Origin of the sequence: Variovorax sp. 38R, from assembly GCF_014843395.1 — a bacterium.
GTDB classification, from domain to species: Bacteria; Pseudomonadota; Gammaproteobacteria; order Burkholderiales; family Burkholderiaceae_C; genus Variovorax; species Variovorax paradoxus_H.
In genome coordinates, this window is the sequence record NZ_CP062121.1 from 1883365 (window position 1) to 1903145 (window position 19781).

The window sequence follows — 19781 nt, forward strand, 5'->3', positions numbered from 1 at the left end:
CTGCGAAACGTCGACACGCGCAGACCGAGGGCCTTGAGTTTCCTTCGCAGCTGGGTCGTTCCAGCCCTGCTGCGTGTGGCAATCAGTCTTCGATCAACCCAAGGAAATCTCGCGAGCGCTGGCTTGCGGACGGGCCGAAGAAATGATCGGGCGACGTGTCTTCCGCGATCACGCCGCCTTCCATGAACACGATGCGATCGGCGACGTCCTTCGCGAATCGCGTCTCGTGTGTCACAACCAGCATCGTCATGCCTTTTTCCGCAAGATCGCGCATCACCTTGAGCACCTCGCCGCGCAGTTCAGGATCGAGCGCGGAGGTCGGCTCGTCAAAGAGAATGACTTCGGGGTTCATGGCCAGGGCGCGTGCGATGGCCACGCGCTGTTTCTGCCCGCCCGAAAGGCGTCCCGGGTACTCGTTGGCCTTCTCCAAGAGACCGACCTGCGCGAGCAGGTCGAGCCCGCGTGGCAGCGCCGCCGATTTGCGGATGCCCTGTACCGACACCATTCCCTCGATCACGTTCTCCACTGCCGTCATGTGTCCGAACAGGTTGAACGACTGGAACACCATCGCGGTCTTCTTGCGGATCTCGCGCATCTTGCGACGGGTGTCCCCCGAAGGCTTCGGGCCCGCGTCGGCAATCTCGATGCCGCACATGCGGATGGTGCCGCGGTCGGGCATCTCCAGAAAGTTGAGCGAGCGGATCAGCGTGGTCTTGCCAGAACCCGAGGGGCCCATGATGACCACGACCTCGCCGCGTGCCACGGTGAGATCGATCTGCCGAAGCACGTGGTTCGCGCCGAAGCTCTTGGCCAGGCCTTGCACCTGCACCGGGGAAGTGATGTGAGTGGAGGATGTGTTCATGTGTAGCGCTTCGAGAGATGGCTTTCGAGCCAGGTCTGCAGGATGGTGAGCACCTGGTTGATGAACCAGTAGATGGCTCCGACGATGAGGAACATCTCCATGTAGCGAAAGGTCGTGGCGCCCAACTGCTCGGCCACGCGAGTGAGCTCTACGACAGTGACGGTCGATGCGAGCGATGTGTCCTTCATGAGACCGATGAGCCTGCTGCCCACCGGGGGCAGGGCGATGCGGAAGGCCTGCGGCAACACGATGCGAAACAGCGTCTTCCAGTAGCCCATGCCCATGGCCCACGCAGCCTCCCACTGGCCCTTTTCCACGGCCATGATTCCGGAGCGGAAGTTTTCACTGAGGTAGGCCGCGGCGAACAGGCTCAGCGCAAGCAGCGCAGAGGGAATCGGAGAGATCACGATGCCGTAGCTCGGCAGACCGAAGTAGATCAGCAGGATCTGTATCAGAAGCGGCGTGCCGCGAAAGATCGAAACGTACGAAAAGGCGAACCAGCGCAATGGCCGAAACGGAGAGATCCGCGCCAGCGCTATCAGCAATCCCAGCACGCAGCCACAGAAGAATGCAGACAGGCCGAGGCCGAGGGTGACCAGCACCGCCTTCTCGAGCAAGGGCAGTGCCCTGAGGAACAGGTCGAGCATCTTGTCCTCCTCAACCTGCGGGCAACAGCGCGCCGTAGCCCGCCAACCCGGCCTCCAGGTCGGCGATGAGGTCGTCGGTGTCCTCCAGCCCGATCGACAGGCGAATCACCGGCTGGTCGGTGGCAGGGAACACGCGTTCGGCCTGCAACGCCGCGGGATAGTAGGCCGCCAAGCTGTGCACGCCGCCCCAGCTCGCGCCGATGACGAACTGCTTCAGCGAATCGAAGAAGCCATGGAAGGCGCGCTCGGGGCCGGGCTTGAGCACCAGGGAGAACAGGCAGCCGTTGGTGCGGAAATCGCGCTTCCACAAGGCGTGGCCGGGGTCGGATTCAAGCGGTGGGTACAGCAGCCGCTCCACCTCGGGTTGATCGGCCAGCCACCGCGCCACGCGCAGAGTGGATGCGCTCTGGGCTTCGAGCCGCAACTTGAGGGTCTCCAGCCCGCGCAGCACGAGGAAACAGTCGTCCGGGCTCACTTGCTGGCCGAGGATGCTTTGCGTCTCGCGCAGCACCTCGTAGTGCGCATGGTCGTTCATGCTGATGCTGCCCATCAGCAGGTCGGAGTGGCCGCCGAGGAACTTGGTCGCAGCCTCGATGCTGAAGTCGACGCCGTGATCCAGCGGCCTGAAGCCCAGTGGGCTGGCCCAGGTGTTGTCCATCATCGTGAGCACGCCACGGCGGCGCGCCACCGCGGCGATGGCGGGCGTGTCCTGCATTTCCATGGTCACGGTGCCGGGCGACTCCATGCAGATCATGCGAGTGGTTGGACGAATCAGCGATTCGATTTCCGCGCCGATGGCAGGCGGGTAGAACTCCACCTCCACATCCATTTGCGCGAGCCACTTCAGCGCGAAGGTCTTGAGCGCGCCGTAGCACGCGGCCGATACCAGCAAGTGGTCTCCGCCGCGCACGAAGCCCATGACAGTGGTCATCAGTGCCGACTGCCCCGAAGGCGTGACGACGCAATGTCGCCCCCCCTCCAGTGCCGCGATCTTTCTCTCGAGGCCTCGCGCCGTCGGCGTGCCGGTGATGCCGTAGCTGAAGCCGTCGGGCTGCCGACTTTTACGTTGGACGAAGTCGTCGAAGGTCTTGAAGACGACCGTCGATGCGCGCATCACGGGCGGCGACAGGCTTTCGAACTGGTCATTAGTTGTGGCAATTGATTGCATCTATGCTATTCGTCCAGGTTAGGTTGTCTTTCGGTGCGCTGGAGTATTTGTCAGGCGTTCGATCAACTCAAGAGCGCGGATTACTCGCTCGATAAACGGAGGTTATGGATGGAAAAGCGCGACATCGAGGTCTTTCGCGCGGTGATGCGCGCCGGCACCACCAGCCAGGCTGCGAACCTGCTGGGCGTGTCGCAACCGGCGGTGAGCCAGTCGCTGCGCAAGTTCGAGCAGGCCTGTGAGCTGCGCCTGTTCGAGCGCGTGCGGGGGCGGCTCGTGCCGACACAGGAGGCCGTGGCGCTGATGGTGGAAGTGGACCGCTACTTCACCGGCCTGGAAATGATCGAGCACCGCATCCGCAGCCTCAAGTCGTTCGGGCTCGGACGTCTGGCCATCGGCTCGCTCCCGGCGCTGGGCACCGGCTTCATGCCGCGCGCCATCGCGGCATTCGGGCTCGACAAGCGGCAGATCCAGCTGTCGTTCCAGGTCATGAGTTCGCGCGAGGTCTACCAGCAGGTGTCAGCCGGACAACTCGACTTCGGCCTCATGGCGGAAGAGTTGTCGGTAACGGGCCTCGAGCATTCGCCCTTCGCATCGGTGTGCGGCGTCATCGTCATGAATGCGCAGCATCCGCTGGCCAGGAAAAAAGTGCTCGACGCCGACGATCTGGCGGCCCACCCGTTCATCGCGCTCAATCCCGAAGACGTGGGACGACGCGCATTGGAGGAGGCGCTGGCGGCGCGGGGCAAGGTCCTGCGGCCTGTGATCGAGACGCCTTACTCGAACTCGGTGTGCGAGTTCGCGCTGAACGGTGTCGGCATGGGAATGGCGCATCCGGTCATGGCCCTGGACTACCTGTCGCGCGGCCTGCTGCTCAAGCCGATGGCCTTCGACATTCCCGCGACTTCGCTGCTTGTGTTTCGGCCCGGCATGCCGCTGTCGGACAACGCCAAAGAACTGCTGCGCGTCATGCGTATCCAGCTGGATGCGGACTTCAAGCGATTGCGCGAGGTCCTCGGTCGGTCCCCGGTCTCCGCGATCAGCAGGGCACCTAAAAGGGGATAGTAGTTTCCCTGATTGGTGCATAAGTTCAGCTTATCGAGCAACTAGCGACGCCGGATTGCGGCAGGGCGGTGCAGCGCGACAAGATGGCACCCACTGGATCGACCTACAACTCTGGACCGCGACATGAATCGAACACGCCCCCTGCATCGAAGACTGCTCTGCACACTGGTTGCCGCTTCGGCGATTGCCACTGTGCTGGCCACGCCCGCTTGGGCACAACAGCAACCGCGTGACATCCTCGCGAGTGCGAGAGCAACGGGCGTGATCCGGATCGCGAACACACAGGCCAGCCCGCCGTGGAGCATGCTGGACGACAAGAACCAGCCTGCGGGATACGACGTCGAAGTGGCGAAGGAAGTGGCCAAGCGCATCGGCGTGGCCCGGGTCGAGTTTGTGGCCGACCTTTTCAAGAACTTCGTCGAGGGGCTCAAGGCCGGCAAGTACGACCTCGTGATGAACGACCTCACGCCAACGGCCGAGCGCGAGAAACAGGTCGACTTCAGCACGGCATACGGCCTGGAAGATTTCCGAATCTTCGTGCGCAATGCCAACAACGACATCAAGGACCGACCCGATCTGAAGGGCAAGCGCATTGGCGTGACCGCCGGCACCAGCAACGAATCGTGGTCTCGGGAAAATCTGCTGGGGTCCGAGATCGTCACCTACGACAACGGTGGACTCGTGTTCAACGATCTCGCCATCGGCCGCGTCGACGCCCTTATCAGCTCGCATTTCGGGGGAATGAAGTACGCCACCGTGAACAAGCTGCCAATCAAGGAGGTTGGCCCGATCCTCACCTATCAACTCTCGGCCGCAGCCATGGCTAAGAATCAGCCAGCTTTGCGTGAAGCCGTGAGCAAAGCCGTGAAGGACATGCGCGCTGATGGCACCATCGATCGGCTGTCGAACCGATGGCTGGGCGTGAGCTACCAGATGTCCGCAGAAATCTCGAAGGCGGAAAGGCCGTGAAGGCCGCTCATTGAAGCTTCGCGGTGGGAACGCTCGGCCATACCGCGCGGGCGATCGTAGACGACTACTTCAGACTGGTTGCTGTCCCCCAGGACTTCGCTGCCCAATGGCCGCTGCGGGCGACAACGGTCATTCGCACTTAAGACGACCTGAGCCAAGCTCGCCGAGCCGGTCAACGACTGCTCGCGCGGGCAGCGAACTGGCGGTACTGAACCACCTCGGGTCCCGCGAAGACCTATTGGGTTAAGTCAGGAGGTCACGGCCTGAGCACCGCGTTGCCGATGTTAGTTGGCCTCTAACTCGGCCGGCTGGACGTAGCCCTGCGGCTACATCAATCGGCGGTTGTTGAACAGGCCACCTTCGACCGTGCTTGCATTCTCGAAGGTGCCTACGACGTACCAGATCGCGAGTTGCTGGCCAGCAAACGCATACTTGGGCACGACGGGCATCGTTAGCTGCCAAGTCGCAGCATCGGCGCCGGTGAACTCGACCTTGTGTACGGGTCCCGCCACAAGTAACTGGACCACTTGCCGCTGTACAGGTTCCACAACATTGTCCCCATCAGATTGGGAAAGCCCGTCACGTCGATGTGCTAGGCCGCGAATCGGTCAGCGGCAACAGCAACCGGACCGTCGTGCCGGCGCCGGGCGTGCTCTCCGCACCAAGGGTGCCGTGGTGCTTCTGGACCACCGCGCGCACGACGGAAAAGCCCAGGCCCATGCGCCGCGTGCCGGCGTTTTTTGTTTCGCTTGCGGCAGCGTCAGGCTCGGACGGTACGCGCCGGCCGCGTGATGCGTGGAGCAGAGCGTCCAGCTGCTCGGTCGTCATGCCCGAGCCCTGGTCGCCTACGGAAATGCGCACGCCGGACGCGTCCGCACTTCCGTTGCCAGGCTCGAGCGTCATGCGCAGTTCCACGCTGCGCCCCGACGGGCTGTGGCGGATGGCGTTGTTGAGCAGATTGACGATGGCGCGGGTCAGCAGTGCGCCGTCGGCGCGGAGGATGGTGTCGCCAGCGTCGTCGTCCAGGCGCGCTTCGATGCGCACGCCGTGGGCCCGCGCGTAGTGCCAGACCTGATCTCTCGCATCGAGCAGCACAGCGCCGATGTGCGTGTCCGCAAAACGGTAGTCGTCCGATTCGGCGAGCGCGAAATCCATGAAGCCTTCGGCCAGCGCGAGGGTGCGCTCGGCTTCGCGGCGGATCGCGTTGCGCATGCCGGCATCGGCGGTGGTCTCGTGCATCGACAGGATGCTGAGGATCGTGACCTGCGGGCTGCGCAGGTCGTGCGACAGGAACTGCCGCCATTCGTCGCGCTGGCGCTGCGCCTCGCGCTCGGCCGTGAGCTCGGGCAGCATCACGACCCAGCCCCGGTCTTCGGGCGCGTCGCCGCTGAAAGCCGCGGCTTCGAGGCGGAACACGCGCGCGTCGGAGGTCACGTATTCGCCGTGCAGCAGGTCGGTCCAGTGGGCGGCGTGGGCCACGTCTGTGCCGCTCGCCGGCGTCACCGCCAAAGGCGCGATGAGCTCGGGCAGCCGCACGCCGCGCAGTGCGGCGGAGTTGTTGTCGTTCGATGGCAGCGCGCCACCGCCCAGCAGACGGAAAGCGGCGGCGTTGCCCGAGCCGATGCGCCCCTCTTCATCGCAGATCAGCATGGCCACGGGCATGGCCTGCATGGCCTTGTCCATCAGCTGCTGCATGCGGCGCAGGCGTGCAATGGCGCGGTCGAGCGCCTGCTGGGGATGCGCCGTCGGGTCGGCGGGGGCCGGTGCGCGCACGGGCATCACTTCGAAGGCGCCCCCGGGGAGGGCGTCGAGCACCTGCGCGCGCCGGCGCAGGTAGACGAACTGCGATTCAAGGCGCCGCCAACTCCACAGCAGGTAGAGGATGGCCAGGCCGAGCATCGGCGCGACAGGCGGCAGCCAGTAGTGGCATGCCAGCATGGCGATGCCGCTGATCAGCAGGCACGTGCTCGCGAGGCCGACGGCGATCGGCAGCGCGTACCGGCCCCGCCGGACCAGCAGCCACAGCGCGATCCACAGCGGCACCACGGTCCAGGCTGCATGCCACAGCGGCGGCGACACGCTCACGTTGCGCCCGTGCATCAGGTTGTCGATGGCATTGGCATGTACTTCCACGCCGGGCAGCACGCCGCGGATGCTGGCGTTGGGCGTGAGTGTCTGGTCGCCGAGGCCGGGCGCGGTGGCGCCCACGAGCAGCAGCTTGTCGCGCAGCAGCTCGGCGGGCACTTCACCGCGCAGCACGCTCACATACGGCACGGTGCGGTAGCTGCCGCGCGGGCCGGCGAACAGCAGGCGCAGCGGGCTCTGGCGCAACCAGTCGGTCGACGAGGCCTCGGGCGCGGGCTGCGGGATTCGCTGCGCGATCAGTGCGCCCACGTAGGGTTGCAGATGGGCGGGGTAGCCTTCGAGCAGGTACAGCGTGCGCGCCACGCCGTCGGTGTCGGGCGCGAGACCGGCGTGCCCGACGCCGCGGGCCTGCGCGGCAAAGTCCGGCAGAGGGGGCAGGAAGCCCGGCCACTCGTGGCTCGTGAAGGCCAGGGGGCTCGCATGCAGCAGCGGAAGGTACACGGGCAGCAGCCCCATGGCTTGTGCCAGGCGCGCGTCTTCGCGCGGGTCGGCGCTCGGCTCGGTCAGGAAGAGGTCGAGCAGCACCCCGCGCGGCGCCGCTGGCGCGAGCCCTTCGAGCAGGCGCGCGTGGGTCTCCCGGCTCCAGGGCCAGCGCCCGAGTTCGCGCAGGCTGTGCTCGTCGATGGCGATGATCAGGATGTCGGGCGACGCGCGGTGCGAGGCCAGGATCAGCAGGCGGTCGTGGATGTAGGCGTCCATCTGCAGCAGGCCGGGGCGCTGCGCGAGGCCGAGCATCGCCAGCGGCAGCAGCAGCGCCATCAGCAGGCGTTCGATGAGGAGCCGCATGCGCGTGGCCCCGCCTCAGCGCACCGGAATGTCGAAGCTTCCGCCGAAAGCGGCTGCAGCGGGCGTGGCGCCGTCGGCGGTGGCCTGGCGCGCGCGCCAGTGGTAGCGCCCGCCGAGCGCGAAGGGGCCGACCGTCATGCCGGTGGCGTACACCGAGGGCTCGTTGAGCAGCAGCACGGCGAAGTCGGCGCTGCGCGAGAGTTCGAAGCTGTAGCGTTGCCCGGAGACGCCCGGCCAGCGGACCTCCACGCGCCCGTCTGACAGCACGGACGATGTGCCCTGGCCGCCCGCGCCGCCTTCGACCGTGGGCAGGTAGACCGTGCCGTCGCCCGGCAGCCCTTCGAGTCGCGCGGCATCGAAGGCCGTGAGGCGCAGCTGGTAGAGGCCCGATGCCAGTTCTGCCGGCACCGCGAAAGAAGGCCCCGGGCCGCGTTGTTCGTGCACCGGTAGCAAAAAGCGCTCGTCGCGTGCCAGCTGCAAGCGGTAGGTCTGTGCGCCCGGCACGGGCGTGAAGCGGAACGTGCGGTCGTTGCGTGCCGTCGTTTCGGCCACCAGTTGGGGCGCCGGCAGCAGGCCTGTGGCCTGCGACGGGCCGTTCTCCAGCAGCACCGCGCCGCGACCTTCGCGCAGCACGAGCGGCGGGTCGGACTGTGCAGTGCGCTGCACGACCACCTCGCCCACGATGACCTCGCCGGTCAGAACGCCGTCTTCGTCGCGCACGCGGAAGTGCGTGCCCCGCACGCCCAGGCCCATCGACCGTGCGCGGATCTCGAACTGCTGGTTCGGCTGCTGCTTGTGCACCTGCGATTCGACACGGCCCTCGATGAGCCGCAGCCGCACCGTGTTCGCGTCGATGGCCAGCACCTCGAGCGCGCTGCGCGAGGGCAGCACGACGCGGCTGCCGCCCGCCACCCCGAGGGTCACGAAGGCATCGGTGCCGGTGATGAGCGTGTCGCCGGCCTGGATCGGCATGCCGGGCGTGAGGATCTGTTCAGGGACACCCGCGCGCTTGCGCGAGGCCCGGCCTTCGACTGCCGCGACCACCGCCGCGCCCTCGGGCACGAGTCGCCCGTCGGCAAAGTACAGCACCGTGCCCGGCTGCAGCAGGCGGGGCTCGCCCACCTGGTTGCGCTGCTGCACTTCGGGCCAGCGCAGCGGCGTGGCCAACTGCTGGCCCGAGATGCCCCACAAGGTTTCGCCGGGCTTCACCACATGTGGCGACTGTGCGCTCGCCGCCGCGGCGACGATAAGTCCGGCACATGCCACCAGGCGGCGCAGGTGGGTCGTGGTGTCTTTCGTCGGCATCAGGCGTCCGCCTGCAGTGGTTGTTGCGTGGCTTCGAGCCGATAGCCGCGCCCATAGACCGTGCGCAGGCTCAGCCCGCTCTCGGCGTCGAGGCCGAGCTTGCTGCGCAGCCGGTAGATGTGGCTGTCCAGCGTGCGCGACGGCAGTTCTTCGGTGCTATAGCCGGCGCTTTCGAGCAGGTGCGCGCGCGACACCACATCGCCCATGTGCTGGAACAACGTCAGAGCGAGCTTGAACTCGCGGTCGGTGAGGGCATGCCGCTGCGGCGCTGCGTCGTCGTCGCCCGGCGCGGGGTGGATCAGCACGCTTTGCGACACCCGTTCGAACTCCCAGCGCCCGAAGCGCTCGCCGTCGGACGCCGCCACCGGCACGCGCCGCGCCATCAGGCGCTGCACGCGTGCGCGCAATTCCAGCGGTCGGAAAGGTTTGACGATGTAGTCGTCGGCGCCGAGGGTGAGGGCCTGCACCACGTCATGCTCGGAAGCACGCGAGCTCAGCATGAGCACCGGCACCTTGTCGGTTTGCCACTTGCGCAACCACTGCAGCAATTCGACGCCGGCCAGCCCGGGCACGTTCCAGTCGAGCACCAGCAGGTCGTAGCTTTCCCGCCGCAGCGCCTGCTGCAAGGTCGACCCATTTGAAAACGTGATGCAAGTCACATTCGTCTCGCCAATTGTTAACAGCTGCTCGAGTGTCCGCACGAGATGCGAGAGCTGGTTCGGGTCGTCTTCAAGGATGGCGATGCGCATGGACTCCAGAGGTGGCGGGGGCAATTCTGACAGTGAATCCAAACCCGAAATCTGACGAATTCCGCAGCGTGAACGGAAGCCACATTGTTGGCGATGGTTATGAAGTAGTAAAGAAATTCACAAATGCAGACAAAAGCTGGCTGCAATTCTGACCAAACCTCACGCATGCGCTGTGGCCCGTGAAGGCCCTCGACATCATCCGCCCCCTGTAGCGCCAACCGGCGCTCCGATCACTCCACATCTCCGGCTATCGCCGCTCACTACCAGAGCAGAGGCCGGTTCAATCCGAGGAACAGGGGAAATGAACAAGTCTTATCGATCAATCTGGAATGAGTCGCTCGGCGCTTGGGTTGCTGCGTCTGAGATTTCTTCTGCCCGCGGCAAAAGCTCCAAGAGCAAGAGAACGCTTGCCGCCGTCTCCTTGGTCCTGGCTGGTATTTCGGGCGTCGCACAGGCGGAATTTTCGCAAGGGCTCAGCGGGCAGATGTGCAGCCGTCCCGTCGCGGGCACCGGCACATGGACCTGCAATGTTCCCAACGCTGCGGGCGGCTTTGCCACGGTGAGCGGTGTCCCGGACCTGGGGCCCAATCCTGATTTCACGGCCTTGGCGACCTGGGTGTCGACAAATCTGGGGGCCAACGCCATTGCCCTGGGTTCCCAGGGGACGAAGGCCAGCGGTGCGAATGCTATCGCCATCGGGAGCAATGCCGGTGCCAGTGCGGACGGCGCGGTGGCCATCGGTACGGGCACGCAAGCCACCGGCCTCAATGCCATGGCGGCAGGCGCGAACGCCGCCACCAATGGATCCAACACAGTCGCTGTGGGCGTGGGCGCCCAGGCCAATGGCCTCAACTCGCTCAGCGTGGGGCCGAATGCCGGGCAGGGCTCGAGCGGTGCCTTCAACGCCGCGTTCGGGAGTCAGGCGGGAAGGAGCGTGACCGGCACCAGCAACGTCGCTCTCGGCGGTAACGCGGGCAACCGCGTCACCGGTGACTTCAATCTCGGCGTGGGAGAAGGAGCGGGTGGGGACGTGCAAGGTGCCTACAACACCGCGCAGGGCTACTACGCCGGCGTTGGCGTCGAGGGCCAGATGAACCTCGCTTCCGGCTTGTTTGCGGGCGCGTTTACCAAGGGCGACAGCAACGTGGCGCTGGGTTCCGTGGCGGGCCTCGGTGTCGAAGCCAACGACACGGTGAGCATCGGCAGCGCCGCGGTGGCCGGCGCCGAACGCGGCATCGCCATTGGTAAGGAGGCGCTGGCCGGCGCCCAGGGCAAGTTCGACTCGATCGCTATCGGCACCAGCGCCGTCAGTGGCAACGATGCCATAGCCATTGGCAGCGGAGCGACGGCTTCCAATGATCGGGCGGTCTCGATCGGGATGAATGCAGGCCAGGGCGCAGGTGCTGGAATCAATCAGGTTTTTATCGGCTTGCAAGCAGGAGCGAATTCGTCAGGCGATGAGATCGTCGCGATCGGGCAGGGGGCGGCGACAGATGCTGTTGGCTCCCAAAATGTTTCGGTTGGTGCGCAGGCCGGGACGCGGATGCAAGGCAAGGGCAACGTCAATGTTGGCCGGCATGCAGGGGTTGGATTGACGGGCGATGAAAACGTCAATACAGGCGTCCTCTCTGGCTATGGCTCCACAGGGAGCGGCAATGCCTATGTCGGGTGGGAGGCAGGTCGGTCGGCCAAGGGCGACGACAACGCTGCGGTCGGCCGCCAAGCCGGCTACGGTGTCCAGGGAGATGCCAACGCCGCCAGCGGTTACGGGGCGATGTACGCGGTGCAGGGCAACCAGAATACCGCTTCGGGTGCGGTCGCAGGAGCCTACAGCGTAGGCAACAACAATGTAGCCTCCGGCAGTGCTGCGGGGGTTGCGATTGCCGGTAGCAACAACGTGACGATCGGACAGTCGGCGGGGACCGGCTATGTTGTTGACACTACGGCTCGCACATTCACCGATCGCAATGGCAATGCCATCACGGCAACTCCGAGCGCGATGGCGCTCAACGATGTCGTGGCCATCGGAAACAGGGCCATCACGGACGCTGATCGCACGATCGCGATAGGCAAGGACTCGACGGCCAATGCTGTGGATGCCATTGCCATCGGCAGTGGCGCCAAGGCTGTCGGTGCGCAGTCGATCAGCATCGGCACCGGCAACGTCGTCAACGGCAACAACAGCGGCGCCATCGGCGACCCGAGCGTGATCGACGCCGCCAACAGCTACAGCGTGGGCAACAACAACACGCTGGGCGCAGCGGCAGCCAACACCTTTGTGCTGGGCAACAACGTCAACGTCAACGTGGCCAATGCCACCGCGCTGGGCGATGCGACCAGCGTGACCGTGGCCGACGGTGTGGCGTTGGGCAGCAAGTCGGTAGCGAGCACGGATAAGGGCGTGGCGGGCTTCGACCCGGCCACGGGCCTGGCCTCGACGGACACGTCGGCCACGTGGAAGAGCACGCTGGGCGCGGTGAGCGTGGGCGGGAACGGCCAGACGCGGCAGATCACGAACGTGGCGGCAGGCACGCAAGCCACCGACGCGGTGAATGTGGCGCAGCTGCAGGCAACGCAGACGCACTACTACAGCGTGAACTCCACTGTGACTGGCGCTGGCAGTAACTACAACAACGACGGCGCCACGGGCGCGGGCGCCCTCGCCGCAGGTGTTGGAGCCCAGGCCACCGGCACTGATGCCGTCGCCATCGGCGCGGGCGCAGTCTCGTCGGGCGCCAACGGGGGGACGTCCGGCGGCACCGTGGCTGTCGGCGTGAAGTCCAACGCGAATGGTTTCTCGTCGGTGGCGGTGGGCGATCGCGCGATTGCAGCCAATTTTGCCGATGTCTCTCTGGGCTCTGAAGCGGGCTTTTCGGCGGGCACCGGCCAATACAACACGGCCCTGGGTGCCGGGGCCGGCAGGAATGCCTCGGGCGATCACGCCACGGCCGTGGGCAATGGCGCTCTGTCGGACTCGAACGGTGTCTTCAACACGGCGACGGGGACCGGGGCGGGCGCGGGTACCGCGGGCGATGCCAACGCCGCGTTCGGCGCACTTGCCGGAGGCGGCGTTACAGGCAACAACAATGTCGCGGTCGGTGCAGCTGCCGGGTTCGGCGTGACGGCCAATGACACGGTGAGCATCGGCGGCGGCGCGTTGGCCAGCAAGGACAGCGCGGTTGCGCTCGGTCGCGAAACGCAAGCCAGTGCAGTCAACAGCGTGGCGCTGGGCGCGGAATCGCAGGCCACGCAGGATGCCGCGGCACTGGCGCTCAAGAAGGCTTACGCACCGCTGAAAACGGACGGCACGCCGGCCACGGTGGCCGGCACCGTGCCGGTGGGCGAAGTGTCGGTGGGCAGCGTGGGCAAGGAGCGACGCATCACCAACCTGGCCGCCGGTTCGGACGACACCGATGCCGTGAACGTGAGCCAGCTCAAGGCGGCGCAGACACACTACTACAGCGTGAACGACAACGGCACGCAGGGCGGCAACTACGCCAACGACGGCGCCACCGGCGTCAATGCACTGGCGGCGGGCGTGGGTGCCGTTGCTGGTGGTGCCGAAGACGTCTCCGTCGGCTTCGGCGCGGGTAGCGCTGTGAGCGATGGCGGCAACACTGCTGTGGGCTCGGGCGCGGGCAGTGGTGCGAGTGGCAGGAACTTCAGAAACTCCGCCTTTGGAGTGGGCGCGGGTGCTCAGGTGGTTGGAGCCACGAATGTCGGCCTGGGGGATGGTGCGGGTAGCCAGTTGGAAGGCGACGGCAACACGGCGATCGGCAGCAGAGCAGGTGTGAGTCTGAAGGGCAGCTATAACATCGCCATGGGCACGGGGGCGGGGCAAGGGGTCGATGGCAACAGTAATACGACCGTTGGCGGATGGTCCGGCTCGAGCGTGAAAGGCGTGGGCAACGTGGCCTTGGGGGCCGGCGCCAATTCCGACGTTGAGATCGATCCCGCGACAGGTAGGCCCATAGCGATGGCGCCGAGCGTGCAAGCCAACAACACGGTGTCTATTGGCACCAACAGCCGCGCTAGCGCGGACGACGCCATCGCGATCGGCACGGGTGCGCAGGCACTGGGCGAGAAGAGTATCGCGATCGGCGATGACGCCATTGCAACCGGTTCCGTGGCCATGGGTGCCTCGGCGCGTGCCGGTAATGGCGGCGCGGCCTTCGGCGACGGCGCGATCGCGACCTACCTCGGCGGTACGACCGTCGCGGGCACGGTGGCCGGTGCGGCCCTGGGCCAGAACGCGAAGGCCGATGTGTCCGCGGGGGTTGCCCTGGGCACTGACGCGGAAGTCACAGCGGCCAATGGCGTGGCGCTGGGCGCGGGCTCGACGTCGACCCAGGATGCCGCGGCACTGGCGCTCAAGGAAGCGTACAAGCCGGCCAGCGCAGCGTCGGTGGCCGGTGCCGCGCCGGTGGGCGAAGTGTCGGTGGGCAGCGTGGGCAAGGAACGACGCATCACCAACCTGGCGGCGGGCTCGGACGACACCGATGCCGTGAACGTGAGCCAGCTCAAGGCGGCACAGACGCACTACTACAGCGTGAATGACAACGGCACGCAGGGCGGCAACTACGCCAACGACGGCGCTACCGGCGTCAATGCCCTAGCGGCGGGCGTGGGTGCCCAGGCGAACGGCGAGCGCAGTGTGTCCATCGGCTATCGGGCTGGCGAGGGCGCCAGCGCCGGCCTGGCCGGCCAGAACAACGTCGGCATCGGCACCGAAGCGGGTCGCGGTGTCGTGGGTGCCGCCAACACCGCCGTCGGTTCTGCAGCGGGCAAGGATGTCATCGGCAGCTCGAACGCGGCGTTCGGCATCGCGGCGGGCCAGAGCGTCCAGGGCGACTACAACCTGGCAATGGGCGTCTACAGCGGCATCGGGACCAAGGGCACCTACAACACCGCGATCGGCGGCAGCGCGGGCCAGTCAGTGACCGGCAACGACAACATCGCCATGGGCGACCTGTCGGGCGCCTCCGTCTCAGGCGATACGAACATCGGCATCGGCGCGGTGGCCGGCGCGGGCACCACAGGCAGCAGCAACATCGCCATCGGCACCTTCGCGGGCATCGTCGATACGACGACGTTTGCCGGCATCACCGCCGACAACACGGTGAGCATCGGCAACAGCGCTGTGGCCAGCAAGAACGATGGCGTTGCCATCGGCCGCCAGGCGCAGGCCAGTGCAGTCAACAGCGTGGCGCTGGGCGCGGAATCGCAGGCCACGCAGGACGCGGCGGCCTTGCAGGCCAAAGCGGCCTACGCACCGCTGACCGCCGCCGGCACGCCGGCCGCGGTGGCCGGCACCGCCCCGGTGGGCGAAGTGTCGGTGGGCAGCGTGGGCAAGGAGCGACGCATCACCAACCTGGCCGCCGGCTCGGACGACACCGATGCGGTGAATGTGAGCCAGCTCAAGGCGGTCGATGCGACTGCCAACGCGGGCTGGAACGTGGCTGCCAATGGCGAGGCCACCGGCGGCAATGTCGCGCCGGGCGGCAAGGTCGACTTCAGCAACTCGGACAGCAACATCGCGATCACGCGCACTGGCACGGATCTGGACTTCAAGCTGGCCGACGACGTGAAGGTCAACAACAGCGTGACGGTGGGCCAGAGCGTGCTCAACACCACGGGCCTCACGGTCAACAACGGCACGACGACCACCGCGGTGGCCGCCGGCGGCGTGACGAGCGGCAGCGTGAACCTCAGTGGCGTCAGCAATGACATCCAGGGCCTGAGCAACACGACGCTAACCGATCCGAGCTTTGCAACCGTGGGCCGCGCGGCCACTGAAGAGCAGCTCAAGCTGGTCAACGACACGGCCAGCGCAGGCTGGAACGTGGCGGCCAACGGCGAAGCCACGGGCGGCAATGTCGCGCCGGGCGGCAAGGTCGACTTCAGCAACTCGGACAGCAACATCGCGATCACGCGCACTGGCACGGATCTGGACTTCAAGCTGGCCGACGACGTGAAGGTCAACAACAGCGTGACGGTGGGCCAGAGCGTGCTCAACACCACGGGCCTCACGGTCAACAACGGCACGACGACCACCGCAGTGGCCGCCGGTGGCGTGACCAGCGGCAGCGTGAACCTCAGCGGTGTCAGCAACGACATCAAGGGCCTGAGCAACACCACGTTGACCGATCCGACGTTCGCGACCGTGGGCCGTGGGGCCACCGAAGAGCAGCTCAAGCTGGTCAACGACACGGCCAGCGCAGGCTGGAACGTGGCGGCCAACGGCGAAGCCACGGGCGGCAATGTCGCGCCGGGCAGCAAGGTCGACTTCAGCAACTCGGACAGCAACATCGCGATCACGCGCACTGGCACGGATCTCGACTTCAAGCTGGCGGACGACGTGAAGGTCAACAACAGCGTGACGGTGGGCCAGAGCGTGCTCAACACCACGGGCCTCACGGTCAACAACGGCACGACGACCACCGCGGTGGCCGCCGGCGGCGTGACGAGCGGCAGCGTGAACCTCAGTGGCGTCAGCAATGACATCCAGGGCCTGAGCAACACGACGCTAACCGATCCGAGCTTTGCAACCGTGGGCCGCGCGGCCACTGAAGAGCAACTCAAGCTGGTCGACACCACGGCCAGCAAGGGCTGGAATGTGGCCGCCAACGGCGAAGCCACCGGTGGCAATGTCGCTCCGGGCGGCAAGGTCGACTTCAGCAACTCGGACAGCAACATCGCGATCACGCGCACTGGCACGGATCTCGACTTCAAGCTGGCGGACGACGTGAAGGTCAACAACAGCGTGACGGTGGGCCAGAGCGTGCTCAACACCACGGGCCTCACGGTCAACAACGGCACGACGACCACCGCGGTGGCCGCCGGCGGCGTGACGAGCGGCAGCGTGAACCTCAGTGGCGTCAGCAATGACATCCAGGGCCTGAGCAACACGACGCTAACCGATCCGAGCTTTGCAACCGTGGGCCGCGCGGCCACTGAAGAGCAACTCAAGCTGGTCGACACCACGGCCAGCAAGGGCTGGAATGTGGCCGCCAACGGCGAAGCCACCGGTGGCAATGTCGCTCCGGGCGGCAAGGTCGACTTCAGCAACTCGGACAGCAACATCGCGATCACGCGCAGCGGCACGAGCCTCGACTTCAAGCTGGCCGACGACGTGAAGGTCAACAACAGCGTGACGGTCGGCCAGAGTGTGCTCAACACCACGGGAATGACCGTCAACAACGGCACGACCACCACGGCGGTCGCAGCCGGTGGTGTGACCAGCGGCACTGTGAATCTCAGCGGTGTCACCAACGACATCAAGGGCCTGAGCAACACGACGTTGACCGACCCGAGCTTCGCAACCGTGGGCCGTGGGGCCACCGAAGAGCAGCTCAAGATCGTCAACGACACCGCCAGCGCGGGCTGGAATGTCGCAGCGAACGGCGAAGCCACGGGCGGCAACGTCGCACCGGGCGGCAAGGTCGACTTCAGCAACTCCGACAGCAACATCGCCATCACCCGCACAGGCAGCAACCTGGACTTCAAGCTGGCCGACGACGTGAAGGTCAACAACAGCGTGACCGTGGGCCAGAGCGTGCTCAACACCACCGGCCTGACGGTGAACGACGGCACGGGCAACGTCACGAAGACGTCGGCGGCGGGCACCACGGTGACCAACGGCACGACGAGCACGGTGGTCGCAGCCGGCGGCGTGACCAGCGGCAGCGTGAACCTCAGCGGTGTCAGCAACGACATCAAGGGGCTGAGCAACAAGACGCTGACCGACCCGAGCTTTGCGACCGTGGGCCGCGCGGCCACCGAAGAGCAGCTCAAGCTGGTCGACGCCACGGCCAGCAAGGGCTGGAACCTGAGCGCGAACGGCGAGGCGACTCCGCAGAACATTGCACCGGGCGGCACGGCCAACTTCGCCAACGGCGACAACATGGTGGTCACTCGCAACGGCAACACGCTGACCGTGGCGACCGCCAAGGACGTGACCTTCGACAGCGTGACCACCGGCGACACGGTGATGAACAACGCTGGCGTGACGGTCGGCCCGAACGTCACCCTCGGTGCGACCGGCCTGACGATCGTCGGCGGTCCGAGCATGACCACGGCGGGCGTCGATGCGGGAGGCAAGGTGATCACCAATGTGGCACCGGGCGTGGCCGGCACCGACGCGGTGAACGTCAGCCAGCTCAACGACACGGTCGCCGAGAGCAAGACCAAGTACTACAGCGTGAACTCGACCGGCGGCGGCAACGAGAACAACGACGGTGCGACGGGCACTGACGCCATCGCCGCGGGCAAGGACGCACAAGCGACGGCCGCCAACGCGGTGGCCATGGGCACGGCCGCGCAGGCCGCGGGCATGAGCGCCACGTCGATCGGCAACGCCGCCTGGGCGATGGGCGACCGCAGTACGGCAGTGGGCTACTTCTCGACCGCCGACGGCATCGACAGCGCGGCCTTCGGCGCCTGGGCGCGGGCTGCGGGCAACGGCAGCGTGGCCGCGGGTGTGGCCTCGAACGCCTCGGGCGTGGCGAGTGTCGCGATGGGCGCGGTGAGCGCCGCTGTCGGCGATCTGAGCGTGGCGATGGGGGCTGGCAGCACGGCCACTGCGACCGGTGGCGTTGCACTGGGCGCAGGCTCGGTGGCGGACAAGGAGGCCGGCGTGCAGGGCTATGTGCCGGCGGGCGCGACCGCTGCACAAGCGGATGCCATCGCAGCCACCACCAGCACCACGGGTGCGGTGGGCGTGGGCGACGTGGCCAACGGCGTGTTCCGCCAGATCACCGGCGTGGCCGCCGGCAGCGCGCCGAGCGACGCCGTCAACGTGGCGCAGCTGCAGGCCGTGGCGAGCCAGGCCGCGGCGGCGGGCAGCAAGTGGATCACCGGTTCGCCGACGACCTACGTGGCGCCCACCTCCACGGGCACCGACAGCACGGCGGTGGGCTCGGGCGCGGTCGTCAACGCCGACCAGGGCGTGGCGATCGGCACCGGTGCCGTGGTCACCACGAAGAACAGCGTCGCGCTGGGCAACGACGCGACCACGGCGGACGCCAAGCCCACCGAGAGCGTCACGCTCCAGGGCACGACCTACCAGTTCGCCGGCACCAAGCCGGTGGGCGTGGTCAGCGTCGGTTCGAAGGACGCGGAGCGCCAGCTCACCAACGTCGCGGCCGGCGAGATCAGCGCCACCAGCACCGACGCAGTGAACGGCAGCCAGCTCAACGCGACCAACCAGGCGATCAACAACATGACCACGGGTGGTGGCGGCATCAAGTACTTCCATGCCAACTCGAAGGCGGCCGATTCGAACGCGGCCGGCGCTGAGAGCGTGGCCATCGGGCCGAACGCCGTCGCACTGGGCAACAACGCCATCGCCACCGGCAATGGCGCGCAGGCCAAGGCGGCCGGCAGCATCGCGCTGGGGGCCAACAGCACGGCCTCGACCGCCAACAGCGTGGCATTGGGTGATGGCGCGGTTGCCAACCGCGTGGGCATGAACGGGCAGCGCGAGATGTTCTCGAACACCGTCGTGCAGTCGGCGCAGGGCGCGGTGTCGGTCGGCTCGACCGGCAACGAGCGCCAGATCACCAACGTGGCCGGCGGCACGCAGGCCACCGACGCGGTGAACGTGCGCCAGCTGCAGGCCGTGCAGCAAAGCGCGGTGCGCTACGACACGAACGTGGACGGCAGCGTCAACTACAACAGCGTGACCATGGGCAACGGCGCCTCCACCGGCCCGGTGACGGTGCAGAACGTGGCGCCGGGCGTGGCACCGACCGACGCCGTGAACGTGCAGCAGCTCAACCAGGCCGGTGCCGCCAACATGGCCTACACCGACGCACGCACCAACGCGCTGGGCAGCGAGATCCGCAACGTGGCGAAGAACGCGTATGCCGGCGTGGCCGCCGCCATGGCCGTGCAGATGCCGGGCACCTCGGTGCCGGGCAAGACGGTGATGCGTGTGGGCTACGGCACCTTCAAGGGCGAGAGCGCGGTGGGCATCAGCTTCCGTCGCACGGCCGAGAACAACGGCTGGAGCATGACCGGCGGCGTTGGCATGAGCCGCGCCGGGGCCGCGGCCACGGTCGGCGCCGAGTGGGTCTTCAATTGAAGCG

The 19781-nt window shown here is 66.7% G+C and carries 9 protein-coding genes; 3 read left to right on the plus strand and 6 right to left on the minus strand.

Features of this window, described 5'->3' with window-relative positions; all coding sequences use genetic code 11:
* Positions 1–82: 82 nt before the first annotated feature.
* The 3 genes from IG196_RS08465 to metC are packed head-to-tail and all read right to left on the minus strand — an operon-like array spanning position 83 to position 2677.
* On the minus strand, positions 83–862 hold the full coding sequence (locus tag IG196_RS08465; RefSeq protein WP_192195786.1) for an amino acid ABC transporter ATP-binding protein: 780 nt from the start codon (positions 860–862) through the stop codon (positions 83–85).
* Complete coding sequence (locus IG196_RS08470; protein WP_192195787.1) at positions 859–1509, minus strand: amino acid ABC transporter permease; 651 nt, start codon at positions 1507–1509, stop codon at positions 859–861. Before IG196_RS08470 ends, IG196_RS08465 begins: the two co-directional genes overlap by 4 nt.
* Before the next feature lie 10 nt (positions 1510–1519).
* Positions 1520–2677: a cystathionine beta-lyase gene (gene metC, locus IG196_RS08475; RefSeq protein ID WP_192195788.1), complete on the minus strand. Its 1158-nt coding sequence runs from the start codon at positions 2675–2677 to the stop codon at positions 1520–1522.
* Between the two features lie 108 nt (positions 2678–2785).
* On the opposite strand from metC, the gene IG196_RS08480 reads away from it, so the two are divergent.
* Positions 2786–3739, plus strand: a complete 954-nt coding sequence (locus IG196_RS08480; protein ID WP_192195789.1) for a LysR substrate-binding domain-containing protein — start codon at positions 2786–2788, stop codon at positions 3737–3739.
* A gap of 123 nt (positions 3740–3862) precedes the next feature.
* Positions 3863–4708: a transporter substrate-binding domain-containing protein gene (locus tag IG196_RS08485; RefSeq protein ID WP_192195790.1), complete on the plus strand. Its 846-nt coding sequence runs from the start codon at positions 3863–3865 to the stop codon at positions 4706–4708.
* Positions 4709–5287: 579 nt separating this feature from the next.
* Here the strand turns inward: IG196_RS08485 and IG196_RS08490 are convergent.
* From IG196_RS08490 to IG196_RS08500, 3 genes are read right to left on the minus strand one after another with little or no spacing between them, the layout of a single operon-like run.
* Positions 5288–7639, minus strand: a complete 2352-nt coding sequence (locus IG196_RS08490) for a CHASE2 domain-containing protein (protein WP_192195791.1) — start codon at positions 7637–7639, stop codon at positions 5288–5290.
* A gap of 15 nt (positions 7640–7654) precedes the next feature.
* Entirely contained in the window at positions 7655–8944 is a 1290-nt protein-coding gene (locus IG196_RS08495; protein WP_192195792.1) for a FecR domain-containing protein, read from the minus strand.
* Positions 8944–9693, minus strand: coding sequence for a response regulator transcription factor (locus IG196_RS08500; RefSeq protein WP_192195793.1), 750 nt, complete (start codon positions 9691–9693; stop codon positions 8944–8946). The genes IG196_RS08495 and IG196_RS08500 overlap by 1 nt, the downstream gene beginning before the upstream one ends.
* A 301-nt stretch (positions 9694–9994) precedes the next feature.
* Between IG196_RS08500 and IG196_RS08505 the strand changes: the two genes are divergently transcribed.
* Complete coding sequence (locus tag IG196_RS08505) at positions 9995–19777, plus strand: ESPR-type extended signal peptide-containing protein (protein ID WP_192195794.1); 9783 nt, start codon at positions 9995–9997, stop codon at positions 19775–19777.
* Positions 19778–19781: the final 4 nt, after the last annotated feature.